Origin of the sequence: Marinicauda algicola (assembly GCF_017161425.1) — a bacterium.
Taxonomy (GTDB): domain Bacteria; phylum Pseudomonadota; class Alphaproteobacteria; order Caulobacterales; family Maricaulaceae; genus Marinicauda; species Marinicauda algicola.
Map to the genome: position 1 here is coordinate 3051749 of NZ_CP071057.1, position 22507 is coordinate 3074255.

21 protein-coding genes are annotated in these 22507 nt (G+C 70.7%); 13 read left to right on the forward strand and 8 right to left on the reverse strand.

Going from position 1 to position 22507, the window contains the following annotated elements; translation table 11 throughout:
* Window positions 1-56: 56 nt before the first annotated feature.
* The 3 genes from JW792_RS15125 to JW792_RS15135 form a co-directional block, all read right to left on the reverse strand.
* Complete coding sequence (locus tag JW792_RS15125) at window positions 57-1001, reverse strand: electron transfer flavoprotein subunit alpha/FixB family protein (protein ID WP_135994970.1); 945 nt, start codon at window positions 999-1001, stop codon at window positions 57-59.
* Window position 1002: 1 nt separating this feature from the next.
* On the reverse strand, window positions 1003-1752 hold the full coding sequence (locus JW792_RS15130) for an electron transfer flavoprotein subunit beta/FixA family protein (RefSeq protein ID WP_135994969.1): 750 nt from the start codon (window positions 1750-1752) through the stop codon (window positions 1003-1005).
* A 273-nt stretch (window positions 1753-2025) separates the two neighbouring features.
* Window positions 2026-2655: a YceI family protein gene (locus tag JW792_RS15135; RefSeq protein WP_135994968.1), complete on the reverse strand. Its 630-nt coding sequence runs from the start codon at window positions 2653-2655 to the stop codon at window positions 2026-2028.
* Window positions 2656-2954: 299 nt separating this feature from the next.
* Here JW792_RS15135 and JW792_RS15140 point away from each other — a divergent pair, with 299 nt between their 5' ends.
* The 8 genes from JW792_RS15140 to ftsH all read left to right on the forward strand — a co-directional run bounded on the left by JW792_RS15140 (window position 2955) and on the right by ftsH (window position 11383).
* Window positions 2955-3608: a MotA/TolQ/ExbB proton channel family protein gene (locus JW792_RS15140; protein ID WP_135994967.1), complete on the forward strand. Its 654-nt coding sequence runs from the start codon at window positions 2955-2957 to the stop codon at window positions 3606-3608.
* Between the two features lie 5 nt (window positions 3609-3613).
* Window positions 3614-4048 (forward strand): ExbD/TolR family protein, encoded by a 435-nt coding sequence (locus JW792_RS15145; protein ID WP_135994966.1) that lies wholly within the window; start codon window positions 3614-3616, stop codon window positions 4046-4048.
* Window positions 4049-4065: 17 nt separating this feature from the next.
* Complete coding sequence (locus tag JW792_RS15150) at window positions 4066-4899, forward strand: hypothetical protein (protein ID WP_158291548.1); 834 nt, start codon at window positions 4066-4068, stop codon at window positions 4897-4899.
* Window positions 4900-4936: 37 nt separating this feature from the next.
* Entirely contained in the window at window positions 4937-6283 is a 1347-nt protein-coding gene (gene tolB, locus JW792_RS15155) for a Tol-Pal system beta propeller repeat protein TolB (protein ID WP_135994964.1), read from the forward strand.
* A gap of 127 nt (window positions 6284-6410) precedes the next feature.
* Entirely contained in the window at window positions 6411-6926 is a 516-nt protein-coding gene (gene pal / locus JW792_RS15160) for a peptidoglycan-associated lipoprotein Pal (protein ID WP_135994963.1), read from the forward strand.
* 198 nt (window positions 6927-7124) lie between these two features.
* A complete protein-coding gene (ybgF, locus tag JW792_RS15165) occupies window positions 7125-8045 on the forward strand; it encodes a tol-pal system protein YbgF (RefSeq protein WP_135994962.1) in 921 nt (306 codons plus the stop codon).
* Window positions 8046-8104: 59 nt separating this feature from the next.
* Entirely contained in the window at window positions 8105-9322 is a 1218-nt protein-coding gene (gene tilS, locus JW792_RS15170; protein WP_158291547.1) for a tRNA lysidine(34) synthetase TilS, read from the forward strand.
* A gap of 114 nt (window positions 9323-9436) precedes the next feature.
* On the forward strand, window positions 9437-11383 hold the full coding sequence (gene ftsH, locus JW792_RS15175) for an ATP-dependent zinc metalloprotease FtsH (RefSeq protein ID WP_135994960.1): 1947 nt from the start codon (window positions 9437-9439) through the stop codon (window positions 11381-11383).
* Between the two features lie 108 nt (window positions 11384-11491).
* On the opposite strand, the gene JW792_RS15180 is transcribed toward ftsH, so the two are convergent.
* The 3 genes from JW792_RS15180 to JW792_RS15190 form a co-directional block, all read right to left on the reverse strand.
* A complete protein-coding gene (locus JW792_RS15180; RefSeq protein WP_135994959.1) occupies window positions 11492-12025 on the reverse strand; it encodes a hypothetical protein in 534 nt (177 codons plus the stop codon).
* A 71-nt stretch (window positions 12026-12096) separates the two neighbouring features.
* Window positions 12097-13182, reverse strand: coding sequence for a hypothetical protein (locus tag JW792_RS15185; RefSeq protein ID WP_135994958.1), 1086 nt, complete (start codon window positions 13180-13182; stop codon window positions 12097-12099).
* Between the two features lie 50 nt (window positions 13183-13232).
* Window positions 13233-14057, reverse strand: coding sequence for a helix-turn-helix domain-containing protein (locus JW792_RS15190; protein ID WP_135994957.1), 825 nt, complete (start codon window positions 14055-14057; stop codon window positions 13233-13235).
* An 87-nt stretch (window positions 14058-14144) separates the two neighbouring features.
* On the opposite strand from JW792_RS15190, the gene folP reads away from it, so the two are divergent.
* From folP to JW792_RS15205, 3 genes are all read left to right on the forward strand, one after another.
* Entirely contained in the window at window positions 14145-14981 is an 837-nt protein-coding gene (gene folP, locus JW792_RS15195; RefSeq protein WP_135994956.1) for a dihydropteroate synthase, read from the forward strand.
* Between the two features lie 67 nt (window positions 14982-15048).
* Window positions 15049-15708: a M23 family metallopeptidase gene (locus JW792_RS15200; RefSeq protein WP_158291546.1), complete on the forward strand. Its 660-nt coding sequence runs from the start codon at window positions 15049-15051 to the stop codon at window positions 15706-15708.
* A gap of 79 nt (window positions 15709-15787) precedes the next feature.
* Window positions 15788-16642: a hypothetical protein gene (locus JW792_RS15205; RefSeq protein WP_135994954.1), complete on the forward strand. Its 855-nt coding sequence runs from the start codon at window positions 15788-15790 to the stop codon at window positions 16640-16642.
* On the opposite strand, the gene JW792_RS15210 is transcribed toward JW792_RS15205, so the two are convergent.
* Both JW792_RS15210 and JW792_RS15215 read right to left on the reverse strand, forming a co-directional pair.
* Window positions 16639-17529 carry a homocysteine S-methyltransferase family protein gene (locus JW792_RS15210; protein ID WP_135994953.1) on the reverse strand — a complete coding sequence of 297 codons (891 nt, stop codon included), beginning with the start codon at window positions 17527-17529 and terminating at the stop codon, window positions 16639-16641. The two genes, JW792_RS15205 and JW792_RS15210, sit on opposite strands and share 4 nt — an antisense overlap.
* An 82-nt stretch (window positions 17530-17611) precedes the next feature.
* A complete protein-coding gene (locus tag JW792_RS15215) occupies window positions 17612-19615 on the reverse strand; it encodes a DEAD/DEAH box helicase (protein ID WP_135994952.1) in 2004 nt (667 codons plus the stop codon).
* Between the two features lie 256 nt (window positions 19616-19871).
* Here JW792_RS15215 and JW792_RS15220 point away from each other — a divergent pair, with 256 nt between their 5' ends.
* On the forward strand, window positions 19872-20585 hold the full coding sequence (locus tag JW792_RS15220) for a DUF305 domain-containing protein (RefSeq protein ID WP_135994951.1): 714 nt from the start codon (window positions 19872-19874) through the stop codon (window positions 20583-20585).
* Window positions 20582-22483 (forward strand): LVIVD repeat-containing protein, encoded by a 1902-nt coding sequence (locus JW792_RS15225; protein ID WP_135994950.1) that lies wholly within the window; start codon window positions 20582-20584, stop codon window positions 22481-22483. The genes JW792_RS15220 and JW792_RS15225 overlap by 4 nt, the downstream gene beginning before the upstream one ends.
* The last annotated feature ends 24 nt before the right edge of the window (window positions 22484-22507 follow it).

Sequence of the window (22507 nt, forward strand, 5' to 3'; positions counted from 1 at the left end):
AAAAACCCCGGACGCGGGCGTCCGGGGTTTGTCGTTTCGGCGAGAAGCGCCCGGCCCTAGTAGCCGTGCTTCTCGAGCTCCTTCTCCAGCTCCGGCACCGCCTGGAAAAGGTCGGCGACGAGGCCGTAATCGGCCACCTGGAAGATCGGGGCCTCCTCGTCCTTGTTGATCGCGACGATCACCTTGGAGTCCTTCATGCCCGCCAGGTGCTGGATCGCGCCGGAAATGCCGACCGCGATGTAGAGCTCCGGGGCGACGACCTTGCCGGTCTGGCCGACCTGGTAGTCGTTCGGGACGTAGCCGGCATCCACCGCCGCGCGCGAGGCGCCGACGGCGGCGTTGAGCTTGTCGGCGACCTTCTCCAGGATCGCGAAATTCTCGCCCGAGCCCATGCCGCGCCCGCCGGAGATGACGATCTTGGCGGCGGAGAGTTCGGGGCGGTCGGACTTCGACAGCTCCTCGGAGACATAGCGCGACTTGGCCGACTGTTCGGGCGCGTCGAGCGATTCCACCGGCGCGGCGCTGTCCTGGTCGCCCGCCTTCTCGAACGTGGTCGGGCGGATGGTGAGCACCTTCTTCGCGTCCGACGACTTCACCGTCATCATCGCGTTGCCGGCATAGATCGGGCGCACGAAGGTGTCCGCGCTCTCCACGCTGGTGATGTCGGAGATCTGCATCACGTCGAGCTTTGCCGCGATGCGGGGCATGAAGTTCTTCCCCGCCGTCGTGGCCGGCGCGAGGATCGCGTCATAGCCGTCGGCGATCTTCAGCACGAGCGGCTCGACGGCCTCGGCGAGCTTCTTCTCCAGGGCCTCGCCCTCGGCGGTGAGGACCTTCTTCACCCCGTCGATCCTGCCGGCGGCCTCGGCGACCCTGGCGGCGTTCTCGCCAGCGACGAGGACATGGATGTCCCCGCCGATCTTCTTCGCGGCGGTGACGGCGGCGCGGGTGGCCTCGTTGAGCTCACCGCCCGCATGTTCGGCGATAACCAGTACGGACATGTCAGATCACCCCCGCTTCGTTCTTCAGCTTGTCGACGAGTTCGGCGACGGATTCCACCTTCACCCCGCCCTTGCGCTTGGGCGGCTCGGTGACCTTGACCACCTGCAGGCGCGGCGCGATGTCGACGCCGTAATCGTCCGGGCTCTTGACGTCGATCGGCTTCCTCTTGGCCTTCATGATGTTGGGCAGGGAGGCGTAGCGCGGCTCGTTCAGGCGCAGGTCGGCGGTGACCACGGCCGGGGTCGCGATCGCCACGGTCTGCAGGCCGCCGTCGATCTCGCGGGTGACCCTCAGCTCGCCGTTCTCGGCGACGACCTCGGAGGCGAACGTGCCCTGCGGCCAGCCCAGCAGCGCGGCCAGCATCTGGCCGGTGGCGTTGGAATCGTCGTCGATGGCCTGCTTGCCCATCATGACGAGATTCGGATTCTCCTCGCCGACGACCTTGGCCAGCAGCTTGGCGACGCCCAGCGGCTCGACGGTCTGGTCGGTCTGGATGAGGATGCCGCGATCGGCGCCCATGGCGAGCGCGGTGCGGATCGTCTCCTGGGCCTGGGCCGGACCGATCGAGACCACGACGATCTCCTCGGCGGCGCCCTTCTCCTTCATCCGGATCGCCTCTTCCACGGCGATCTCGCAGAAGGGGTTCATGCTCATCTTGACGTTGGCGAGATCCACCCCGCTCTGATCCGGCTTGACCCGGACCTTAACATTGTAGTCGACCACCCGTTTGACGGGGACGAGGATTTTCATCGACGGCTCCGGTTTCGACTCTGGCGGGGGGAAGGCGGAGCGATACCGCGATCCCGCCGCGCTCTGACAGGACATGCGTGAGAATAGGCGCGGAACCTGCCCGCGCCCACCTCAGAAGTCAACGCGCGGCAGGCGGTCGCATGAACGCCGTTCACTGCCTCTCGGACAAGGGGTCGAGCCTGGCTCGGGAACTCGGCGCGTGCGCGACGGGTGAGCGCGGCCGGCCCGCATTGCGGACCGGCCCGGCTCGGAACGCCAGCGATGGCGTGCGGCCTACTCGTCGGCGCCTTCGGCCCCGTCCTCGTCGGTAACGAGGCTCAGCTCGGTCTCGATGTAGATCTCCACCTCGTCGGAGACCGCCGGGGCGGCGTAGCCCATGTTCCAGTCCGAGCGCAGCACCGTTCCGCGCGCGGAGAAGCCGGCGGTGGGCACTTCGCTGAAGGGATGGGGGGCACGCTTGTTCAGCTCGACCTCGAGCGTCACCGGGTTCGTGATGCCGCGAATGGTGAGATCGCCGGTCATCGTGCCGGTCTGGCCGTCCTCGGTCTCGAACGCGGTCGCCACGAAGCGCGCCTGGGGATATTCGGCGGTGAGGAAGAAATCGTCCGAGTTCAGGTGCGCGATGAAGCGTTCCTGGTTCGCGCCGGCCCACAGCCCCTCGGGCAGGGTGAAGGTGACGTCCACCGTGGAGTTCTCCGGCTCCTCGAAGTCGAGCAGCAGCACGCCCTCGTAATCGGTGAAGTGAAGGGCCTGGCGCGAGAAGCCGAGATGGACCCAGCTCGCGCGGATGGTGGTGTGGTTCTTGTCGAACTCGTACTCGGCCGGCTCGGCGAACGCGTCCGCGACCGTCATCGGCGCGGTCAGCAGGGCGGCGAGCGAGGCGGCGGCGAAGGCGGTCTTCATGAGGAGTCTCCCCGAAAAATCGAATGTGCGTCCGTTCGCATGCGGCGGGCTGCCGCACCGGGGCAAGTAGGTCTGCCCGCCGGCCGGTTCCACCGGCGCGCCTTCACAAATCCGTTTCCGCGCGGGAAAGGATCGCCGCCGCGTGACCCTGACGCCACAGTGCGATCCTTCAAATCGCCGCAATCGAACGGCAAGCCGCTTGCATGGGCCCCAGCCTTGGCGCTGCTGGCGCAAACCTTTATTCACCATGCTCTGCGACAGGCTCATATCCGGGCCGCGAGGGGAGAAGCGAGACCATCATGGAAAGCGTAGCCGTCGATCTGGCCGCACCGGCCCACGATCTCTCGATCGTGTATCTGTTCATGCGCGCCGACATCGTGGTGAAGACGGTGATGGCGATCCTCGCCTTCATGTCGGTCTGGTCCTGGGCGATCGCGATCGAGAAGGCGATGCAGCTCCGCGGCGTTCACGCCCGCGCGCGTCATTTCGAGAACGAGTTCTGGAGCGGGTCCAAGCTGGAAGAGCTGGAAAAGCGCTACGGGCGCGATCCCAAGGATCCGTTCGGCCGCGTCCTCGCCGCCGCGATGCGCGACTGGGACGGCTATGCCGTGGCCAAGTCCGCCGGCGCGGAAGCCAACCGGGAGCTGACCAAGCTGGAAAGCGGGCTGGGGATCCTGGCCATCATCGGTTCGACCGCGCCCTTCGTCGGGCTGTTCGGAACGGTCTGGGGGATCATGAACTCCTTCCGCGCCATCGCCGCGAGCCAGGACACCAATCTCGCCGTCGTCGCGCCGGGCATCGCCGAGGCCCTGTTCGCCACCGCGCTCGGCCTGCTGGCCGCGATTCCGGCGGTGATGTTCTTCAACGCGCTGTCCTCGAACCTGTCGAAGTACGCCGCGCGCCTGGAAGGCTTCGTCGACGACCTGTCCGCCCTCGCCAGCAAGGAGGGCTGAGCCCCATGGCCGGCAATCTCGACATGGGCCGCAGCAGCGGCGGGCGCCGGGCCTGGAAGCCGAAGGCGGAGATCAACGTCACCCCGTTCGTCGACGTGATGCTGGTGCTGCTCATCGTGTTCATGGTGACCGCGCCGCTGCTGACCGTGGGCGTCGAGGTCGACCTGCCCGACACCGAGGCGCGCGCGATGACCACCTCGGAGGAGCCGCTGACCCTGACCGTCCAGGCCGACGGCACGCTGTTCCTGCAGGAGACGCAGGTGAGCTTCGAGGAACTCATCCCGCGCCTCAGGGCGATCTCGGGAACCGGATCGCAGGCGCGCGTCTATATCCGCGCCGACGAGGGGGCCGAATACGGTGACGTCATGCGCGTGCTCGCGCGGGTCTCGGCGGCCGGCTACGGCAATCTGGGCCTCGTCACCGATCCGGAGCGCGAGTAGGTAAAGGCAGACGCCTGATGCGATCGCTTTTCGCCGTCATCGTTTCCATCGGCCTGCATGTCGGGCTGGCGGCGTCGGCGTTCATCTATTTTCCCCAGGCCTTCTCTGCCCTCGAGCGCACGCGCATCGTGCCGGTCGACCTCGTCACGCTCGCGCCCGAGACCAATGTGCGCGCCGCCCGCCCGGAGCCCGAGCCGGTCGAGGAGGAGCCCGAGGCGGAGCCCGTGCCGGAACCGGAAACGGTCGAGGAAGAGATCGTCCCCGAAGAGACCGCGCCCGAGCCCGAGCCGGAGATCATCCCGCCCGAGCCCGAGCCCGAACCGGAACCCGAGACGCAGCCGGAAGCCGAACCCGCCGTCGAGGAACCCGAACCCGAGCCTGAGCCGGAACCGCGCCGGCCCGAGCCCCGGTCCGAGCCCCGTCGCGAGGAAGGCCTCGATCTCGACCGGCTGAGCAGCCTCGTCGACCGGGCGCGCGAGACCTCCGCGCCGCGCGGCCAGGCCGATGCCGGCGAGACCCGCCAGGGCGCCGGAGCGGGCACGGCGATGACGGCGACGCTGTCGGACATGATGGCCTCCCAGATCGCGCGCTGCCTGAGGAGCTCGGCCGACGCGCCGGCCGACATGGATCTCGCCGTGCTGGTGGAGGTGCGCCTCAATCGCGACGGCACGCTCGCCGGCCCGCCGCGCCTGGTGCAGGAGGCGCGCGTGATGGGCTCGACCAATCCCTATCTGCGAGTCGCGGGCCAGCGGGCCCTTCGCGCCGTCATCGACTGCGCGCCCTACCGCATGCCGGCCGAGGCCTATCAGCAATGGCGCCTTCTTGAGGTCAATGTTGACCCGCAAAGATGATACGAAGAACGCGAACCCGAGGACACCGGAGCCTGTCATGACCGCCGTGAGATACGCCTTCGCCTCCCTGCTCGGCCTTCTTTTCCTCGCCGCCGGCGCGGCGGCGCAGACCCCGCTGCGCGTCGACGTGACCGAGGGCCATCTCGATCCGCTGCCGATCGCCATCGTCGAGTTCGTCGGCGAGGAGGCCGCCGCGCTCGAGGCCGGGGCCGACATCGCGCGGGTGGTGACGAACGATCTGGAGAGCACCGGCCTGTTCGCGCCGCTCGATCCGGAGGCCTTCATCGAGGAGATCGGCGACATCGATCTCAGGCCCCGCTTCGCCGACTGGCGGGTGATCAATGCCAAGGCGCTGCTGGTCGGCCGCGTGACGATCGCCGAGGACGGGCGGCTTCTGGTCGCCTTCCGGCTCTGGGACACGGTCACCGAGACCCAGCTTCTCGGCCTGCAGTTCGTCTCCGTGCCGGAGAACTGGCGCCGGGTGGCGCACAAGGTCGCCGACGCGGTCTACGAGGAGTTGACCGGCGAGGAGGGCTATTTCGACACCCGCATCGTCTATGTCGCCGAGGGCACGGGGCCGGACGGCGAGCCGATCCGCCGCCTGGCGATCATGGACCAGGACGGGGCCAACCCCTCCTCCCTGACCGACCGCTCCTACATGGCGCTCCTGCCGAACTTCTCGCCGAGCGCGCAGCAGATCACCTATGTCTCCTTCCGCGACGGCCAGGCGACGACCTATCTCTACGATCTGGAGACCGGCCGCCAGGAAGCCCTGTTCGATGCCGGGCCCTCGCTCGCCGAGGGCGGGCAGTCGCTGTCCGCGCGCTTCCATCCCAACGGGCGCGAACTCGCCGTCTCGGCCCAGCGCCGCGGCGGGCACGACATCTTCCGCTTCGATCTCAGGATGCGCACGCTGCGCCAGCTGACGACGCATCCCGCCGACGATGTCGAGCCGTCCTACTCACCGGACGGCGAGCGCATCGTGTTCTCCTCCTCCAGGGGCGGCAATTCGCAGCTCTACGTGATGAATGCGGACGGCAGCGACCCGACGCGCATCACCTTCGGGGAAGGGCGCTACTTCACGCCGGTCTGGTCGCCGCGCGGCGATCTGATCGCCTTCACCAAGCAGCATGGCGGCCTGTTCGCGCTCGGCGTGGTGCGCGCGGACGGCTCGGGCGAGGAGCGCATCCTGTGGGAGGGCTATTTCGTCGACACCCCGACCTGGTCGCCGAACGGGCGGGTGATCTTGTTCACCCGCGGCGAGCGCGCGCCGGGCGGAACGCAGTATTCGATCTGGAGCATCGACCTGGCCGGAATCAACCTGAGGCGTATGCCGATCCAGGGCCAGTCATCCGACCCGGCCTGGTCGCCCTTGATCGACTGACGTTTTCGGGGTTAGGCTCCTGTCGAGTAAGCGCGCTAAAAGCTCTCGCTAAGGCGCGCGGAGTGGGGTATAGACGCGCGTCCCCGCGGGAAGATCCGCCGGGGCAGTTTAGAGGGACTTCGCCGCCATGAAATTCGCTTATTACGCCGCGGCAGCGGCGCTCGGCCTCGCGCTGACCGCCTGCGCCAGCCAGCCCGAACCGGAAATCCGGCCCGATCCCGAGCCGGAGCCGCGCGAGGAATATGTCGAGCCGGTCGATCCCGGCCCGACCCCCGGCACCGCCGAGCACTTCGAAGCGACCGCGGGCGACCGCGTCTTCTTCGGCTTCGACCGCTATGACCTGACCGCCGAAGCGCGCGAAACGCTCCGCCGCCAGGCGGCCTGGCTCTCCCAGTATCCGGACGTCCGCGTCCTGATCGCCGGCAATGCCGACGAGCGCGGCACGCGCGAGTACAACCTCGCGCTCGGCTCGCGCCGTGCGAACGCCGCCCGCGACTACCTGATCAGCCAGGGCGTCGATGCGGCCCGCATCTCCACCGTGTCCTACGGCAAGGAGCGTCCGGTGTGCCGCGAGTCGACCGAGTCGTGCTGGGCCCTGAACCGGAACGCCACGACGGTCATCCAGGCCGGCATGGCCTCGTAAGAGCGCCATCGCCCGAGCCGATGTGACGATGATTGCGCCCGCCGGAGCGATCCGGCGGGCGCTGTCGTGCCGACCTGCAGGGCAAGGTGTTGATACGCCAGGCCCGCGCCGCCTAAATTTCGCCCTCGCCCCGGCGTAAGGCCTGAGGCTTGCATCCGCTTCACGGCGATCATTCCAGTTCAGACCAGGGTCCGCTCCATGTTCCGCTTCGCCGCCCTTCTCCTGCTTCTCGCGGCCGGCCTCAGCCTCGCCGCACCTGCGGGCGCCCAGTCGCGCCGCGAGATGTCCGAGCGCATCGACGCGCTGGAGGCGCGCCTGGCCGAGATGGAGGAGCGCTTCCTGGCGGGCGATCCGGTGGCCGAGCAGCTGATGGTGCGCGTCGACGCCCTGGAGCGCGAGCAGCGCGTGCTGACCGGTGAGGTCGAGCGTCTCGCCTTCCAGAACCGCCAGCTGCGCCAGGAACTCGAAGCCCTCGGTGGCGATCTCGATGCGATTCTCGCGGGCGGCGCGGTCCCCTCCGACAGCGGTCCGGCCCTTCTGGAGCCGGAAACCGGCGAGCCGGGCGCGGACGACGATGTCGCCGTGGTCGATCCCAACGACCCCTTCGCCGAGGTGCGTGCCGAGGCAACCCGGCCGCTGACTCTGCCGGGCAACGCCGCGACCGGCGACCGAGCCGCCGGGACGGGCCGCGACACGGGCGCCCGCGACCTTGCCGAGCCGTCTCCGGCGCCGCTGCCCGAGCCGGCCGAGATGTTCACCACCGGCCGCAACCTGCTGCTCGACGGCGATTACGGCGGGGCGCAGGAACTCTTCGCGCGCTTCACGCAGGCCTATCCCGGCGACGATCTGGCCGGCCAGGCCTGGTACTGGCTCGGCGAGACGCATTTCGTGCAGGGCGATTTCCAGAGCGCGGCCGATTCCTATCTCGCCTCGCTGCGCGCCGAGCGTTCCGGCCCGCGCGCGCCCGATGCGCTGGTGCGCCTGGCGGCCTCGCTCGCCGCGATGGACCAGGTCGCGGAAGCTTGCGGCGTGCTCGAAAACTTCGACGCCGAGTTCCCGAACGCCGACGACGAGGCGCGCCGCAAGGCCCGCCGCGAGGCGGCCCGGGCCGGCTGCTGAGCCTCGATCTCCCAGCCCTCCTCGCGCGCTGCCGCGCGCTCTGCCCGCAGGGCCCTCTCGTGCTCGCCCTGTCGGGCGGGGGGGATTCCACCGCGCTTCTGCACATCCTCGCCGATCTCGCGCGCGCCGAGGCTCGCCCCCTGCACGCCCTCGTCGTCGATCACCGGCTGCGGGCGGACAGCGCCGCCGAGGCGGAAACGGCCGCCCACGCCGCGCGCTCGCTCGGCGCTGCGGCGCGCGTCCTCGCCTGGACCGATCCGCACGCGACGCAGGCCCAGGCCCGTCTCGCCCGGCACCGCCTGCTCGCGGAGGCGGCCCGCGGGACCGGGGCGCGGACGCTGTTCCTCGGCCATACCCGGGAAGACCGGATCGAGACGCTCGCCATGCGCCTCGCGCGCGCCGGGGGCGGGCGCGGCCTCGCCGCGATGGGCGAGCTCGATCCCTCGCCGGTCTGGCCGCAGGGCCGGGGCCTGCGCCTCGCCCGGCCGCTGCTCCACACCACGCGCGAGGACCTGCGCGACTTCCTCGAGGCGCGTGGCGCGGACTGGGTCGAGGATCCCTCCAATGCCGATCCGCGCTACGAGCGCGTCCGCCTGCGGACCTCCGGCCTGGGTGAGGACCCGCGCTTCGCGACCCGGCTCTTGCGGCTCGGCGATGCCGCGCGCGGATTCGAGTCCCGGGTGATCGAGGCCGCGGCCGGGCTGCTGGACCGGGCGGCAAGCCGGCTGGCCTGGGGCGGCCTCGCCCTCGACGCTGACGCCTGGGCCGCTTCAGCCCCGGTCGTGCAGTCGCGCGCGATGGAATTCGCCCTGCTGTCCGTCTCCGGCGCACCGGGCCTGCCCGGCCCGGGCCGGGTCGAAGCCGCCCTTGCCGCGCTCGCCCGGTCGCAGCGGCGCACGGTGGCCGGCGTGCTCATCGACGAAGGCGGCCGGCTCGGGCGCGATCCTGCCGCGGCGGGGCGCGCCGACGGCACGCCGGGCGCTGCGCCGCTCGTCCTGGCGCCGGGAGAGGCCGGGGTATTCGACGGGCGCCTCGATGCGGCCGCGCAGGATGGCCTGGTGGTCGCGGTCGCGGGGAGCCGGCCCGCCGACGGGCTCGAGGCGGTGCCTGCCGCGTTCCGCCCCGGCGTGCCGGTCATCGAGACGGCAAGCGGCGAGCGCCTTGCAGCGTTCGCCCCCGGCGCGGCCCGATACGGGACATTCACCCTGCTGACCGGGGCACGCCTGCTTCATCTCGCGTTTCCCTTCGGCGCGGGGACATGGTTTGATGAAGTCTGACCTGCGGCGAATGTTCGCCCGCCACTGGCGAAGGGCCATGAAACGCCCAATATCGGGTGTCAGACAAGCGACGACGGCCGGGTGCAGAGTCCCGGGCGCGAAAAGGACCACACGATGAACATGCGCAATATCCTGGTCTGGGCGATCCTGCTCGTGCTGCTGCTGGCCCTGTTCAACATGCTTCAGGGCCCGGCCCAGCAGCCGGCGGCCGGCCAGGAGATGAACTATTCCGACTTCATGGAGCGGGTCGAGGCGGGCCAGGTGGACGCGGTCACGATCGAGGGCCAGCGCATTTCCGGCCAGCTCGAGAGCGGCCAGGCCTTCGTCACCCAGGTTCCCCCCGATGCGAGCGTGACCGAGCAGCTGCGCGCCAACGACGTCCAGATCACCGCGCGCGCGCCGCAGGAGGAGGGGCTGAACTTCCTGTCCATCCTCTTGTCCTGGTTCCCGATGCTCCTGCTGATCGGGGTGTGGATCTTCTTCATGCGCCAGATGCAGTCCGGCGGGCGCGGCGCCATGGGCTTCGGCAAGTCAAAGGCGAAGCTCCTCACCGAGAAGACCGGCCGGGTCACCTTCGACGACGTCGCGGGCGTCGACGAGGCGAAGGAGGAGCTGCAGGAGATCGTCGAATTCCTGAAGGATCCCTCCAAATTCCAGCGCCTGGGCGGCAAGATTCCCAAGGGCGCGCTGCTCGTGGGTCCTCCGGGCACGGGCAAGACGCTGATCGCGCGCGCCGTGGCGGGCGAGGCCGGCGTGCCCTTCTTCACCATCTCCGGCTCGGACTTCGTGGAGATGTTCGTCGGCGTCGGCGCGAGCCGCGTGCGCGACATGTTCGAGCAGGCCAAGAAGAACGCGCCCTGCATCATCTTCATCGACGAGATCGACGCTGTCGGCCGCTCGCGCGGCGCGGGCCTCGGCGGCGGAAACGACGAGCGCGAGCAGACGCTGAACCAGCTCCTCGTCGAGATGGACGGGTTCGAGGCCAACGAGGGCATCATCCTCATCGCCGCGACCAACCGTCCCGACGTGCTCGATCCGGCGCTGCTGCGCCCGGGCCGCTTCGACCGCCAGGTCGTGGTGCCCAATCCGGACATCACCGGCCGGGAGAAGATCCTGAAGGTGCACATGCGCGACGTGCCGCTGGCCGACGACGTCAATCCCAAGACGATCGCGCGTGGCACGCCGGGCTTTTCCGGCGCCGATCTCGCCAATCTCGTCAACGAGGCGGCCCTGATGGCGGCGCGGCGCAACAAGCGCCTGGTCTCCATGGCCGAGTTCGAGGACGCCAAGGACAAGGTCATGATGGGACCGGAGCGCCGCTCCATGGTCATGACCGAGAAGGAGAAGACGCTGACCGCCTATCACGAGGCCGGTCACGCGATCGTGGCGCTGAACGTGCCGAGCGCGGACCCGGTCCACAAGGCGACGATCATCCCGCGCGGACGCGCGCTCGGCATGGTCATGCAGCTGCCCGAGGGCGACAAGATGAGCATGACCCATCAGGAGATGACGAGCCGGCTCGCCATCATGATGGGCGGGCGCGTCGCCGAGGAGATCAAGTTCGGCAAGGAGAACGTCACCTCCGGTGCCGCCAGCGACATCAAGCAGGCCACGCGCCTGGCAAGGGCGATGGTCACCCAGTGGGGCTTCTCCGAGGAAATCGGCCCGGTCGACTACGGCGAGGACCAGGGCGAGGTCTTCCTGGGTCAGCAGATCGTGCAGTCCTCGCGCGTGTCCACCGAGACGGCGGCCAAGATCGAACGCGAGGTACGCAAGCTCGTCCAGGCCGGGCTCGACAGGGCCCGTGAGGTCCTGACCGAGAAGCAGGCCGAGTGGGAGGCCCTTGCCGAGGGCCTGCTGGAATACGAAACGCTCTCGGGCGAGGAGATCGCCGAGCTCCTGAAGGGCAGGAAGCCGGTGCGCGACACCTCGGTACCGGTCAAGCCGGACGACAGGGAAGGCGGCGGCGCGGTTCCCGTGGTCGACGAGGACGAGGACTCCGCGCGCGGCACCGCCAAGGGCCCGCAAGGTCCGCTGGAGCCCAAGCCCGGCGGGGCGTGACGCCTGCGCCGGACCTGAAGAGCAAGCCCGCGCGGGGTATCTCGCGCGGGCTTTTTCGCTTCGGGCCGGGCCGGTCAGGGAGCCCGCAGGCGGGCGGCTCGCAGCTTCTCACCAGCTCGCCGGCCCGCTCTCCCCTGCCAGGAACAGGCTCGCCGTGCGGACCTCCGGCGCGCCGGACAGGGCGAGGATCACCGTGTTGCGCCCGGCGGCGAGGTCGAGCGTCAGGGTCTGGCGGCCGGCCCCCGGAATGCGGCGCACCAGCCGGTCGTTGACGAAGATCTGCGCGCGGGTGCCGGTCCCGATCTCGACCATGACCGGGCCGGGCGCGTCGCGGCCGATCCTGGCGAGGGCGAGCACGGTGTCGGCGCGCGCGGTCATCGCCCGGCTGGCGGAGAAATCGGCGACACCGCCGGGTCCGGCGCGCACCTCGCCTACCGGCGCGGGCAGAGCGGGCAGGCGGGAGAGGTCGTGGACATCGTCCAGCACGTGCCCGTCGAAGGCGGGCGAGACGGCCCAGGACGTGACCGCGCGGCTGTCCTGCACGGCGTGCGTCGCCGGGTCCTGGACGGGCAGAGCGCCGGGCCCGGGCTGGGCACCGGAAAGGCCGGCAGCGAGCAGGGCGGCGGTGAGATGAGCGAACATGTCAGCGTGTCCTTCGGGCAAGCAGGCTCGGCCCGCGGCCGGCCGGCGCGCGTGTGAACCACAAAGCCGGATCAGTCTTCCCCGATCGCGGCGGTGACGGCCCAGCCGCCGAACGTTTCCGAGACCGCGAAGACGAGTTCGTTCTCGCCCTCCCGCAGGCGCAGCGGCAGGCTCTGATGGCGCGTCACGGTGCCGAGATAGCGGTAGTCGCGCGTCGCCCAGCCCTTGTTGCCGGCATAGAGAAGCGCGCCGTTGAGATAGACGCGGGCGCGGTCGGAATAGCCGAACTCGGCCATCACGGTCCGCGGCTCGGCGCTGGTCAGGACGTGGCGGGCGAGCACGGTATCGCCCTCGCGGACATCGGCGGCGCGGGCGAGATTGGCGATCCCGTTCGGCTCGACGTCGAGCGGCGTCCAGTCCCGCCCGGCGAGGAAATCCGCCGGCGCATCGCCGGCCGGCAGCGCGGCTTCGGCGAACGGCGCGGACACCTGCCAGTGCGTGACGAGCCCCGGCGCGGCCAGCGCGTCGGGCAATGGCGGGGCCTCGCCGCGGATCGCGGCCTCGCCCGGCCGGATGTCGAGATTGGCGACGATCGCCGAGGCGGTATCGTCGGGGGCGAGATTCCAGAAACCGATCGGGCCGGTCTCGGCGTCGCGATGCAGGTGGGGGATGTGGAAGACGCGCTCGCCGTCGAGATAGACGTCGGCCCGGTCCTCGTCGATCACCAGGCGCACGCGCATCCAGTCGTGCAGGCGGTGGTTCACCCGGTCCTGATGGGCGCGGTCGGCATAGATCTGCCAGCCGACATTGCCGGAGAAGGAGGGCGCGTACTGCACCGAATCCGGCTGGCCGGAGAGGTGATGGCGCAGGTAGAATGTCTCGTAGTCCGCGTCGCCGGCCGCGTGCCAGATGATGCCGGTATGGCCCGGCTCGCCGACGAGGACGAGATCGAACTCGATCTCGCCGGTGCGAAAGCCCGCGTCGAGCCAGAGCTGCCCGTCGCGCCACTGCAGACCCTCCCGGCCCTGGAACTCCACCAGCCGGGTGTATTGCGCCTCGGCGCCCCAGGAGCGGCCCTGGAAGCCGAGGCCGGCTTCCTGCGCGGATGCCCCCGCCGCCGCGAGAGCGACGGCCAGGGCTGCGATCGTGATCTTCATGCCCGTTCCTCCGGTTTGCGCGGACGCGCGAACGCGTCACCTTCGCAGTCCTAGGAGAGGGCGGGCGCGCCGGTCTTGGAGATTTCGGCCAGGCCGATGCGCTCGGCATGCAGGCGCGCGGGAGAAAGGCCGGTCTGGCGCGCGACCTCGCCGCTCATATGGGCCTGGTCGGCGAAGCCGAACCGGAGGGCGAGCCCGGCCCAGTCCGGCCGGAGCTGGCGGTCGGCGGCCTGGATCAGCGCGTTCAGGCGCACCAGGCCGGCATAGGCCTTCGGCGACAGGCCGAGCCGGTCGGTGAAATGGCGGCGCAACGTGCGCTCGGGAAGGTCGAGATGGCCGGCGAGGCGCTCGATGCGCACCCGGCCCCTGCAGGCACGGATCAGCCGGGCTGCGTGGCTGACGCGGTCGCGCGCGGGCGCGATCTCCGCGCCCGCCTGGCGCAGGACCGAGGCGAGCGCGCCGGCCAGCACCGGTCCCGGGGCGCCGGCCTCGGCGAGGCGACGCACCGCGTCGAAGCCCGGCAGCGCGCCGAGGGGCGTCTTCGCGTCGACATGCTCGCGCGGATGCTGCTTCAGCAGCGCGGCGGCGATCTCGGGCTGGACGCGGATCGCGATCATCTCCGCGCCGGGCGCCGGCGCGTAGAGGCGCGCCCGCCCGGCCGGTCCGAACAGGGTCAGGCAGACGTCGCTCACCGTGCCGTCCGGTCCGACCGTGCGGCGCACGCCGAGGCTCGGCTGCCAGAAGGGCGGCAGGCGGTGCGGGCGCGGCGCGTCTCCGGCGAGATGCAACCACGCCGCATCGAGCAGGCACGCCTGCTCACCGCGGAACGGGTGCTCGGCATAGCCGGGAAGGCGCGGGCGGTCGGTCTCGCTCATGCCACCGGGTTACGCCGGCAGCCGGAGCGGTGCACCTGAATTCTGCGTGATCTTGACCCGGGCGGGCGAGGCGTCACAGTCCCGGCCATGAAAGGCTTTCTCACCCCGCATCCCGACGGGCGCCCCTTCGTCATGGGCGTGCTCAACGTGACGCCGGACAGCTTCTCCGACGGCGGGCGCTTCATCGACGTCGATGCCGCGCGCGACCACGGCCTGGCGCTGCTGGAAGAGGGGGCGGACATCCTCGATATCGGCGGGGAGAGTACCCGGCCCGGCGCCAGGCCCGTCGACGAGATCGAGGAGATGGACCGCGTCCTTCCCGTGATCGAGGCGATCCGCGCGATGCGCCCCGATGCGATCGTGTCCATAGACACCATGAAGCCGGACGTCGCCGGGGCGGCGATCGGGGCGGGGGCGTGGATGTGGAACGACGTCAACGCGCTGCGCGGGGAGGGCGCCCTCGACTGCGCCGCCGACCTGCAGTGCGCGGTCTGCCTCATGCACATGCAGGGCGAGCCGGGAAGCATGCAGGACGCCCCGGCCTACGAGAATGTCGTCACCGAGGTCGCGCAATTCCTCGGCCGTCGCGCCGGGGCGGCGATGTCGGCCGGCATCGCGAAGGAGAAGATCTGGCTCGATCCCGGCATCGGCTTCGGCAAGACGCTGGCGCACAATCTCGCCCTGATGGCGGCGCTCGAGCATTTTGCCGGCTTCGGCTTCGGGCTGCTGTTCGGCGCGTCGAGAAAGCGCTTCATCCAGGCGATCGACGAGACGGCCGCGAGCGCGCAGGACCGGCTCGGCGGCAGCCTTGCCGCCGCGCTCCACGCCGCGCGCGCCGGGGCCTCGATCATCCGCGTGCACGACGTGCGCGAGACGGTGCAGGCGCTGAAGGTGCAGGCGGCAATCGCGAATGCCGGCCGCTGAAGGCCGGTCACCGCACATTCACCCTTCATCCTCCAGAATGGCCGGAGGAGGTGAGGAGGTGAGTCCCATGAGGATGGCAGCCGCAGGACTTCTGGTGCTGGCACTCGGCGCCTGCGCGACACCAGCCGCTCCGGGGCCGTCGCCGGCCGCGGCGCCTTCCGGCCCGCCTCCCGCGGCAAGCCCGGTCACCGGCTTCCAGCCCCCGGCCGCCCTGCACATCTGCCCCGGCATGCGGGTGAGCCATGCGCCCGAGACCGATGCGGCCCGGCGCATCCTGGTCTACCGGCGCAGCGTCGCGGTCAACGGCGTCCCGCTGATGGTCAGCCCGGTCGAGGAGGTCTGCCTGTCGCGCGGCCAGGGCGGCCGGCACGAGGGGCTCGACCTCGCCCCCTTTCCGCGGACCCATGTGCGCATGGTCCGGGCCGGAGGCGACGGCGTCGTGCGCGAGTTCGGCGAACGCCACGATTTCGGCATCTACGTGCTGATCGACCATGGCAACGGCGTCTACACGCGCTACGCCCACCTCGCCTTCGCCAGCCCCGGCATGGCCGCCGGGCGGCGCGTCGCGGCCGGCGAGCCGATCGGCCAGATGGGCGGCACGGGCGGGGTCCCGATCCACCTGCACTACGCCATCCTCACCGGCGATTATCACACGCCGGCCCGGAGCTTCGGCCTGACCCCGGTCGATCCGTTCGAGGTGATCGCGCGCACGGCACGGGTGAATTGACGCCCGGCCTCTCAATTTTGGCTTGCTGCTCCTGGCGAAAGGCGGCAAGCTCCCGGCTCCAGCATGCATGGGGGCGAAAATGGACTGGAATTCAGTGATTTGGGCTGCGGCTTGGGGCGCGGCCGGTGGGCTGGCGGGCGGTCTCGTCTCGATGCTCTTCCCGGCCCGGGCGCGCGCGCTGATCATCGTGGTCGCAGCCGTGGCGGCAGGTGCATTCGGGCGGGAGATCGAACCCGAGGTCCTGAGCGAGTGGACCGGTCAGAGCTGGATCGAAGAGCGCATGAACGCGCAGGCCTATGCCGAGTTCGACCAGGCGCTCGCCGAGCGTTTCCCGCGAATGGTGGGTGCCTGGGAGGTGCTGCGCGAGCACAGGCCCGACGTTTACAATGAGCTGCGGCGGGACGCGATCCGCGCCGCCAGAGCGGGCTCGAGCGAGGAGGAGATCTCCGACCTCGCACAGGGCCGCATCGACTCCCTGTTGATGGAACTGTCCCCGCAGCTCTCCGACGAGGAGACCGCGCGGATGATCGACCTGATCCGGCTGCAGCTCTCCGTGCTCTCTGCCGAGCACGCGCTCGCGTGCGCGCGGATCATGTACGGCCAGAACATGTCGGAGGCAGATATCGATACGCTGCCGGACGCGTATTTCCCCGTGATTGTCGACCAGTTCCGCCTGATCTTCGAATCCTCGCTGCCCGGCGGACCCAAGAGCGAAGGCGCAAGGGTCCAGACCTTGATCAACGAGCTTGTCAGCGAGATCTTCGCCACCCACCCCGAAGCGGGACCGGCCACGTTCGCCGTTTACAACGATCCGGCTCTCGAGATCCCGCAGGAGGCCTGCACGGTCTTCATCAGCTATCTCGACGAGATCGCCGAGCTGGAAATGCCCGAGCGGGCTCATTTCTGGCGGGCTCTCACCGCGATCGAGGGCTAGGCTCGTCGCCCCAGCCGGCGGGCGATCTCGGCGATGTGGGCGGGGCCGACCTCGCAGCAGCCCCCGACGATGGCCGCGCCGGACGCGATCCAGCGTTCCGCAAAATCGCCATAGGCCTTCGGCCCGAGATCTTCGCGCGCATCGAGCGCGTCGACCGTGCCGGTCTCCAGCAGCGGATCGATCGAGGTGAAGCCGTTGGCATAGGCGCCGGCGTCGAGATCGAGCGACAGCAGCACGTCGAGGCCGGCCGACGCCGCCTCGGGCGTGGAGCAATTGATCAGGACCGCCGCCGCGCCCTCCTCGCGGGCGGCGCGGGCGGCCTCGATCACCGGTTCGCCCGAGCGCAGGCGCGTGCCGTCGGCGTCGTCGACCGTGAGGGCCGTCCAGACCGGCCTGGCGCTTGCGCGCGCGGCGCGGGTCGCCCAGCGCGCCTCCTCGACGCAGGCCAGGGTCTCGCAGAGGAAGAGATCGGCCTCGCGGGCCTGGATGTCGACGATGCGGGCGTACTGGTCGAGGGCGGCCGCCTCGCCGGGCCGCTCCTGCGGCCGGTAGCTGCCCGAGAGCGGCGGCAGGCAGCCGGCGAGCCGGACATCACGGCTCGCCCGCGCGCAGGCGCGGCGCCCGGCCTCGAGCGCGGCGGCCTGCAGGGCCTCGAACTCGCCTTCGCGGCCGGCCTCGGCAAGGCGCGCAGGCGTCACGGGATAGGACGCGAGCGTGACGACGTCCGCCCCGGCCGCGATGAAGTCGTCATGGACCGCTTCGACGAGATCGGGGCGTTCGGCCAGGATGTCGGCCGACCAGAGCGGCGTAGCCGGCCGGTCCCAGCGGGCGGTCAGTTCCTGACCCATCCCGCCGTCGAGAAGGGTGACGGACGATGGTGCGGCCATGATGCGGTCTCCCTCGCGTGCTGCGGCGCTGCGGGGTCAACGCATCGGGGGCCGCCGGGCTCCATGGCCCGGCGTGGAGACGCTATCCTTTCGGCTTGCGCTTCACCCGCTTCAGGCTTTCCCCGCCGGAGGCGCGGATCGACCCCGATTGCGGGGGCCATTCGCGCTTGGCGCCCGGCTTGCCCGCGGGCTTGCCGGAGGGCTTGTGGGACCCCGCCTCGCGCGGCTTGTAGGCGCTCGCGCCGGCCTTGCGGTCCGGCTTCGGCCCCTTGCGGACGGGCCGGTCCTCGCCCTCCTCGCGGGACGTGCGCGGCTTGTAGCCGGCGCCGCCGGCCTTGCGGTCGGGGCGGGGAGCTTTCTCGAAGCGCGGCCTTTCGGCCCGGTCTTCGCGCGGCCTTCTCTCGGCGCGCTCGCCGGATTTTCCCTCGGAGCGCTCGCTGCGCTCGCGCGGGGCGGGGGCGGATGCCAGCGGCGCGGCCTCCCCGCCTTCCGCCGTGATGCGGACCGATTTCTCGCCGCCGCCGGAGGCGGCGAGGTTTTCCTTGAACTTCGCGGCCGCGTCGGCACGGATCTCGAAGCGCGACTCGCCCTGTCCGATCTCGATCTGGCCGACCTCGCGGCGCGTGACATGGCCGAGCCGGCAGATCAGCGGCAGCAGCCAGCGCGGCTCGGCGCGCTGCTTGTGGCCGGCATTCACGCGGAACCAGACGCCCTCGCCGAAGTCCTCGCGCGGGGCCCGGTCGCGCTTCTCGCGCGGCTCGTAGGCGGCCGGGCCGGGCGCGATCAGATCCTCGGGCGCCGGACGCTCCTCCTCGCGCCGCGCGAGCAGGGCCGCGGCGAGCGCCTCCGCGCCGAAGCGCTCGACGAGGGCGCGGGCGAGCTCGAGGCGCTCTTCGGAATGCTCGGCGGTGAAGGCGGGATCGGCGAACAGGCGCTCGCGGTCCTTCTGCGCGATCTCGTCGGGACCGGGCATCTCGGCCCACTGCGCGGTGAGCCCGGCACCCTTGAGCAACCGCGTCGCCTTGGAGCGCTGCGGGAAGGGGACGAGCAGCGCGCTCACGCCCTTGCGGCCGGCCCGGCCGGTGCGGCCCGAGCGGTGCTTGAGCACGTCGGAATTGGTCGGCAGATCGGCATGGATGACGAGTTCGAGGCCCGGCAGGTCGATGCCGCGGGCGGCCACGTCGGTGGCGATGCACACCCGCGCCCGCCCGTCGCGCAGGGCCTGCAGGGCATGGGTGCGCTCGCTCTGGGACAACTCGCCGGACAGGGCGACCGCCGCGAAGCCGCGATTGCCGAAGCGCGAGGCCAGACGGTTCACCGCCTCGCGGGTCGCGCAGAAGACGAGGGCGCGCTCGGCCTCGTGGTAGCGCAGCAGGTTGATGATCGCGTTCTCCTTGTCGGGGGGCGCGATCGCGAACGCCTGGTAGGCGATGTCGGCGTGCTGGCCGCGCTCGGAGACGGTCGACAGGCGTAGCGCGTCGCGCTGGTAGCGCCGGGCGATCTCGGAGATGGCGTGCGGCACGGTGGCGGAGAACAGAAGCGTGCGCCGGCCCGCCGGCGCGGCGTCGAGGATGAATTCGAGGTCCTCGCGGAAGCCGAAATCGAGCATCTCGTCGGCCTCGTCGAGCACGACGGCGCGCAACTCGCCCATGTCCAGCGCCCCGCGCTCGATATGGTCGCGCAGCCGGCCCGGCGTGCCCACGACGATGTGCGCGCCGCGTTCCAGGGCGCGGCGCTCGGCCCTGGGATCCATGCCGCCCACGCACGAGGCGATGCGCCCGCCGGCCTCGGCATAGAGCCAGTCCAGCTCGCGCTGGACCTGCAGGGCAAGCTCGCGCGTCGGGGCGACGATGAGCGCCAGCGGCAGCCCGGCCTCCTCGAACCGCTCCCGCTCGCCGAGCAGGGTGCCGGCGATGGCCAGGCCGAAGGCCACGGTCTTGCCCGAACCGGTCTGGGCGGAAACCAGCAGGTCGCGGCCGGCCGCCTCGGGCGCGAGCACGCCCTCCTGCACTTCGGTGAGGGCGGAATAGCCCTTGTTTTCCAGCGCGCGGGAGAGCGCGGCAGGCATGGTGGACGTCAGGGTCATGGAACGGTCGAATATCCTGGACTTGAAGGCGCCGGCGCTTGAAACCCGAATGCGGGCGGCGGCCGCCGTCAGGGCGCGGGGCATTCCCGCGCGCGAGTGCGGCTCCTGTAGCATCAACTCGCGCGGCTGGAAAACGGTTTCGCCGCAACCGCGCACGGGCGCGCACATGAAATCTCCGTAAGCTTCTTCAACGCGCGCTTGCCCCGGCCCGCCGCTCGGCTAGGATTCCGGCTAATTGTGTGTCCGGGGAGAGACCATGACGGCAATCCGGGGCCTGTGCGCGATCGCGGCCGGGCCGTTTCTGGCGTTCGCGCTCACCGCTGAGGCGGGGGCGCAGGCGCCCATCGTCCAGCCCGGCGCGCCGGGCGAGGCGGGGCGCAGCCTCACCGCCGAGGAGGCCGAGGCGCTCGCCGCGACCGGCTACACCGACGCCGACGTGCGCTTCATGCAGCACATGAGGGTCCACCATGCGCAGGCGGTGGAGATGAACGCGCTGATCGACGGCCGCACCGGCCATGCCGGCATCGTGATGACGGGCGAGCGCATCGCGCTCGCGCAGGAAGCCGAGATCGCCCTGATGGAGACCTGGCTCGCGCGGCGCGGCGAACCGCTCGATGCGCCCGACCTGCATGCCCATCACGGCCATCACGGCCATCACGCGCAGCCTCACGGCGCGCCGTCCGACGTGCCCCTGATGCCCGGCATGCTGTCTCCGGCGCAGATGGCGGCGCTGCGCGCGGCCAGCGGAGCCGAGTTCGACCTTCTGTTCCTGTCCGGCATGATCCAGCACCACCAGGGCGCGATCGACATGGTCGACGCGCTGCTCTCGCAGCCGCGCTCGGGCCAGGACCCGGTCCTGTCCGAATTCATCGGCGGCATCGTCGCCGACCAGTCCGCGGAAATAAACCGCATGCAAGCCATGCTCGACGCGATACGCGCGGGCGAACCCTCGGGGGAGGAAACTCGATGACACATCTCAAGACCGTGCTCGCCGCGTCGGTTGCCGCCGCGGCGCTGTCGGCCTGCGCGCCGCAGGACATGTTCGGCCCGTACGGCGATGCCGCGTCCGCACGGCCCGCGCCCGCGGCGCAGGCCGAGGCGCCGCCGCCAAGCCGCGAGGGGCTCGCCGCGGGCGTGCACGATGCCGGCTCCGCCGCGTGGAATCTCGAGCTCGTGACCAATCATCCGACCCCGGAGGGCTTCTCCGCCACCGCCATCATCGAGGGCGGCAGCGGCACCGCCTCCGCCTATCAGGACGATGGCGCCGGGGAGGGCGGGGAGTCCGAGGACGCGCAGTCGGAACGCCGACGCCGCCTGTTCGACGTGCTGGCGCTCGCCAACTCCGACCTCGCCTTTTCCGGCGACGTCGTCTTCATGGGCAGCTTCCACGGCGTGAACGCCTTCGACGTGTCCGACCCGGCAAGCCCCGAGCATGTGCTGTCGCTCGTCTGCCCCGGGGGGCAGGGCGACGTCTCCGTGCACGCAAACCTGCTCTTCATGAGCGTGGAGGAGAACCGCGCCCGGATCGATTGCGGCGGCGGCGGCGTGGAGGGCGAGGTCAGCGAGGAGCGCTTCCGCGGCGTGCGAATCTTCGACATCTCCGATCTCCAAAGCCCCCGCCAGGTCGCGGCGGTGCAGACCTGCCGCGGCTCGCACACCCATACGCTCGTGCCGCATCCGTCGGATCCGGACACGCTCTATGTCTACGTCCAGGGCACCGGCTCCGTGCGTTCGGGCGAGGAGCTGGAGATCTGCTCGGGCGGGTCGCCGGATGAGAACCCGGACACCGCGCTCTATTCCATCGACGTGATCGAGGTGCCGCTCGCCGCGCCCGAGACCGCACACATCGTCAACCGCCCGCGCATCTTTGCCGACCGCGAGACCGGCGAGATCGCCGGCCTCTGGCAGGCCGTCGAATCCGGGGAAGGGGGCGGGCCGCGCTCGGGCACGACCAATCACTGCCACGACATCACGGTCTATCCCGAATTCGGCCTCGCGGCCGGCGCGTGCAGCGGCAACGGCATCCTGCTCGACATCACCGACCCCGTGAACCCGGCCCGCATCGCCGAGGTCTTCGACCCGGCCATGGCCTACTGGCACTCGGCGACCTTCTCCAACGACGCGCAGAAGATCGTCTTCACCGACGAATGGGGCGGCGGGCTCGGCGCGCGCTGCCGGGCGTGGGACCCGGTGAACTGGGGCGCCAACGTCATCGTCTCGGTCCAGGGCGAGGAGCTCGTCCAGCATGCCTATTTCAAGATCCCGAACGAGCAGACCGAGCAGGAGAACTGCGTCGCCCACAACGGTTCGCTGATCCCGGTGCCGGGACGCGATCTCTTCGTGCAGAGCTGGTACCAGGGCGGCATCTCGGTGATGGACTTCACCGACCCGGACAATCCGGTCGAGATCGCCTATTTCGACCGCGGCCCGGTGCACGCGGAAGAGCTCTATCTTGCCGGTCACTGGTCGGCCTACTGGCACAACGGCCACATCTACGCCTCCGAGATCGTGCGCGGTCTCGACGTGCTGACGCTCACCCCGAGCGTGCTGCTGTCCCAGGCCGAGATCGAGGCGGCCGCGCTCGTCACCTTCGAGGAAGCCAATCCGCAGGTGCAGCGTCATTTCGAGTGGCCGGCCGAGCCGGTCGTCGCGCGCGCCTATCTCGATCAGCTGGAGCGCTCCGGCACGGTGTCCGCCCGCCTGCTGGCCCGGGCCGGCGAGGAGGTGGCGCGCTGGCAGGAGGGTGCGCCGCGAGAAGCGCGGCTCGCGCGCCTGTCGGCCGATCTCGAGGCGCAAGCCGCCGCGACCGGGGGCCGCGACGCCGAGCGCCTGTCCGAACTCGCCCGCGTGCTGCGGGAAGCGGACTAGTTACCGCTACACGGGAAAAGGCGC

What these genes read in the sequence shown, in the direction of transcription:
- tolB (WP_135994964.1), top strand. Translation starts at nt 4,937, where the DNA reads ATGACCGCCGTGAGATACGCCTTCGCCTCCCTGCTCGGCCTTCTTTTC.
- ybgF (WP_135994962.1), top strand. Translation starts at nt 7,125, where the DNA reads ATGTTCCGCTTCGCCGCCCTTCTCCTGCTTCTCGCGGCCGGCCTCAGC.
- JW792_RS15135 (WP_135994968.1), bottom strand. Translation starts at nt 2,655, where the DNA reads ATGAAGACCGCCTTCGCCGCCGCCTCGCTCGCCGCCCTGCTGACCGCG.
- folP (WP_135994956.1), top strand. Translation starts at nt 14,145, where the DNA reads ATGAAAGGCTTTCTCACCCCGCATCCCGACGGGCGCCCCTTCGTCATG.
- JW792_RS15150 (WP_158291548.1), top strand. Translation starts at nt 4,066, where the DNA reads ATGCGATCGCTTTTCGCCGTCATCGTTTCCATCGGCCTGCATGTCGGG.
- JW792_RS15185 (WP_135994958.1), bottom strand. Translation starts at nt 13,182, where the DNA reads ATGAAGATCACGATCGCAGCCCTGGCCGTCGCTCTCGCGGCGGCGGGG.
- JW792_RS15145 (WP_135994966.1), top strand. Translation starts at nt 3,614, where the DNA reads ATGGCCGGCAATCTCGACATGGGCCGCAGCAGCGGCGGGCGCCGGGCC.
- JW792_RS15225 (WP_135994950.1), top strand. Translation starts at nt 20,582, where the DNA reads ATGACACATCTCAAGACCGTGCTCGCCGCGTCGGTTGCCGCCGCGGCG.
- JW792_RS15205 (WP_135994954.1), top strand. Translation starts at nt 15,788, where the DNA reads ATGGACTGGAATTCAGTGATTTGGGCTGCGGCTTGGGGCGCGGCCGGT.
- JW792_RS15180 (WP_135994959.1), bottom strand. Translation starts at nt 12,025, where the DNA reads ATGTTCGCTCATCTCACCGCCGCCCTGCTCGCTGCCGGCCTTTCCGGT.
- JW792_RS15125 (WP_135994970.1), bottom strand. Translation starts at nt 1,001, where the DNA reads ATGTCCGTACTGGTTATCGCCGAACATGCGGGCGGTGAGCTCAACGAG.
- JW792_RS15210 (WP_135994953.1), bottom strand. Translation starts at nt 17,529, where the DNA reads ATGGCCGCACCATCGTCCGTCACCCTTCTCGACGGCGGGATGGGTCAG.
- JW792_RS15220 (WP_135994951.1), top strand. Translation starts at nt 19,872, where the DNA reads ATGACGGCAATCCGGGGCCTGTGCGCGATCGCGGCCGGGCCGTTTCTG.
- JW792_RS15200 (WP_158291546.1), top strand. Translation starts at nt 15,049, where the DNA reads ATGAGGATGGCAGCCGCAGGACTTCTGGTGCTGGCACTCGGCGCCTGC.
- JW792_RS15130 (WP_135994969.1), bottom strand. Translation starts at nt 1,752, where the DNA reads ATGAAAATCCTCGTCCCCGTCAAACGGGTGGTCGACTACAATGTTAAG.
- pal (WP_135994963.1), top strand. Translation starts at nt 6,411, where the DNA reads ATGAAATTCGCTTATTACGCCGCGGCAGCGGCGCTCGGCCTCGCGCTG.
- JW792_RS15215 (WP_135994952.1), bottom strand. Translation starts at nt 19,615, where the DNA reads ATGACCCTGACGTCCACCATGCCTGCCGCGCTCTCCCGCGCGCTGGAA.
- JW792_RS15140 (WP_135994967.1), top strand. Translation starts at nt 2,955, where the DNA reads ATGGAAAGCGTAGCCGTCGATCTGGCCGCACCGGCCCACGATCTCTCG.
- JW792_RS15190 (WP_135994957.1), bottom strand. Translation starts at nt 14,057, where the DNA reads ATGAGCGAGACCGACCGCCCGCGCCTTCCCGGCTATGCCGAGCACCCG.
- ftsH (WP_135994960.1), top strand. Translation starts at nt 9,437, where the DNA reads ATGAACATGCGCAATATCCTGGTCTGGGCGATCCTGCTCGTGCTGCTG.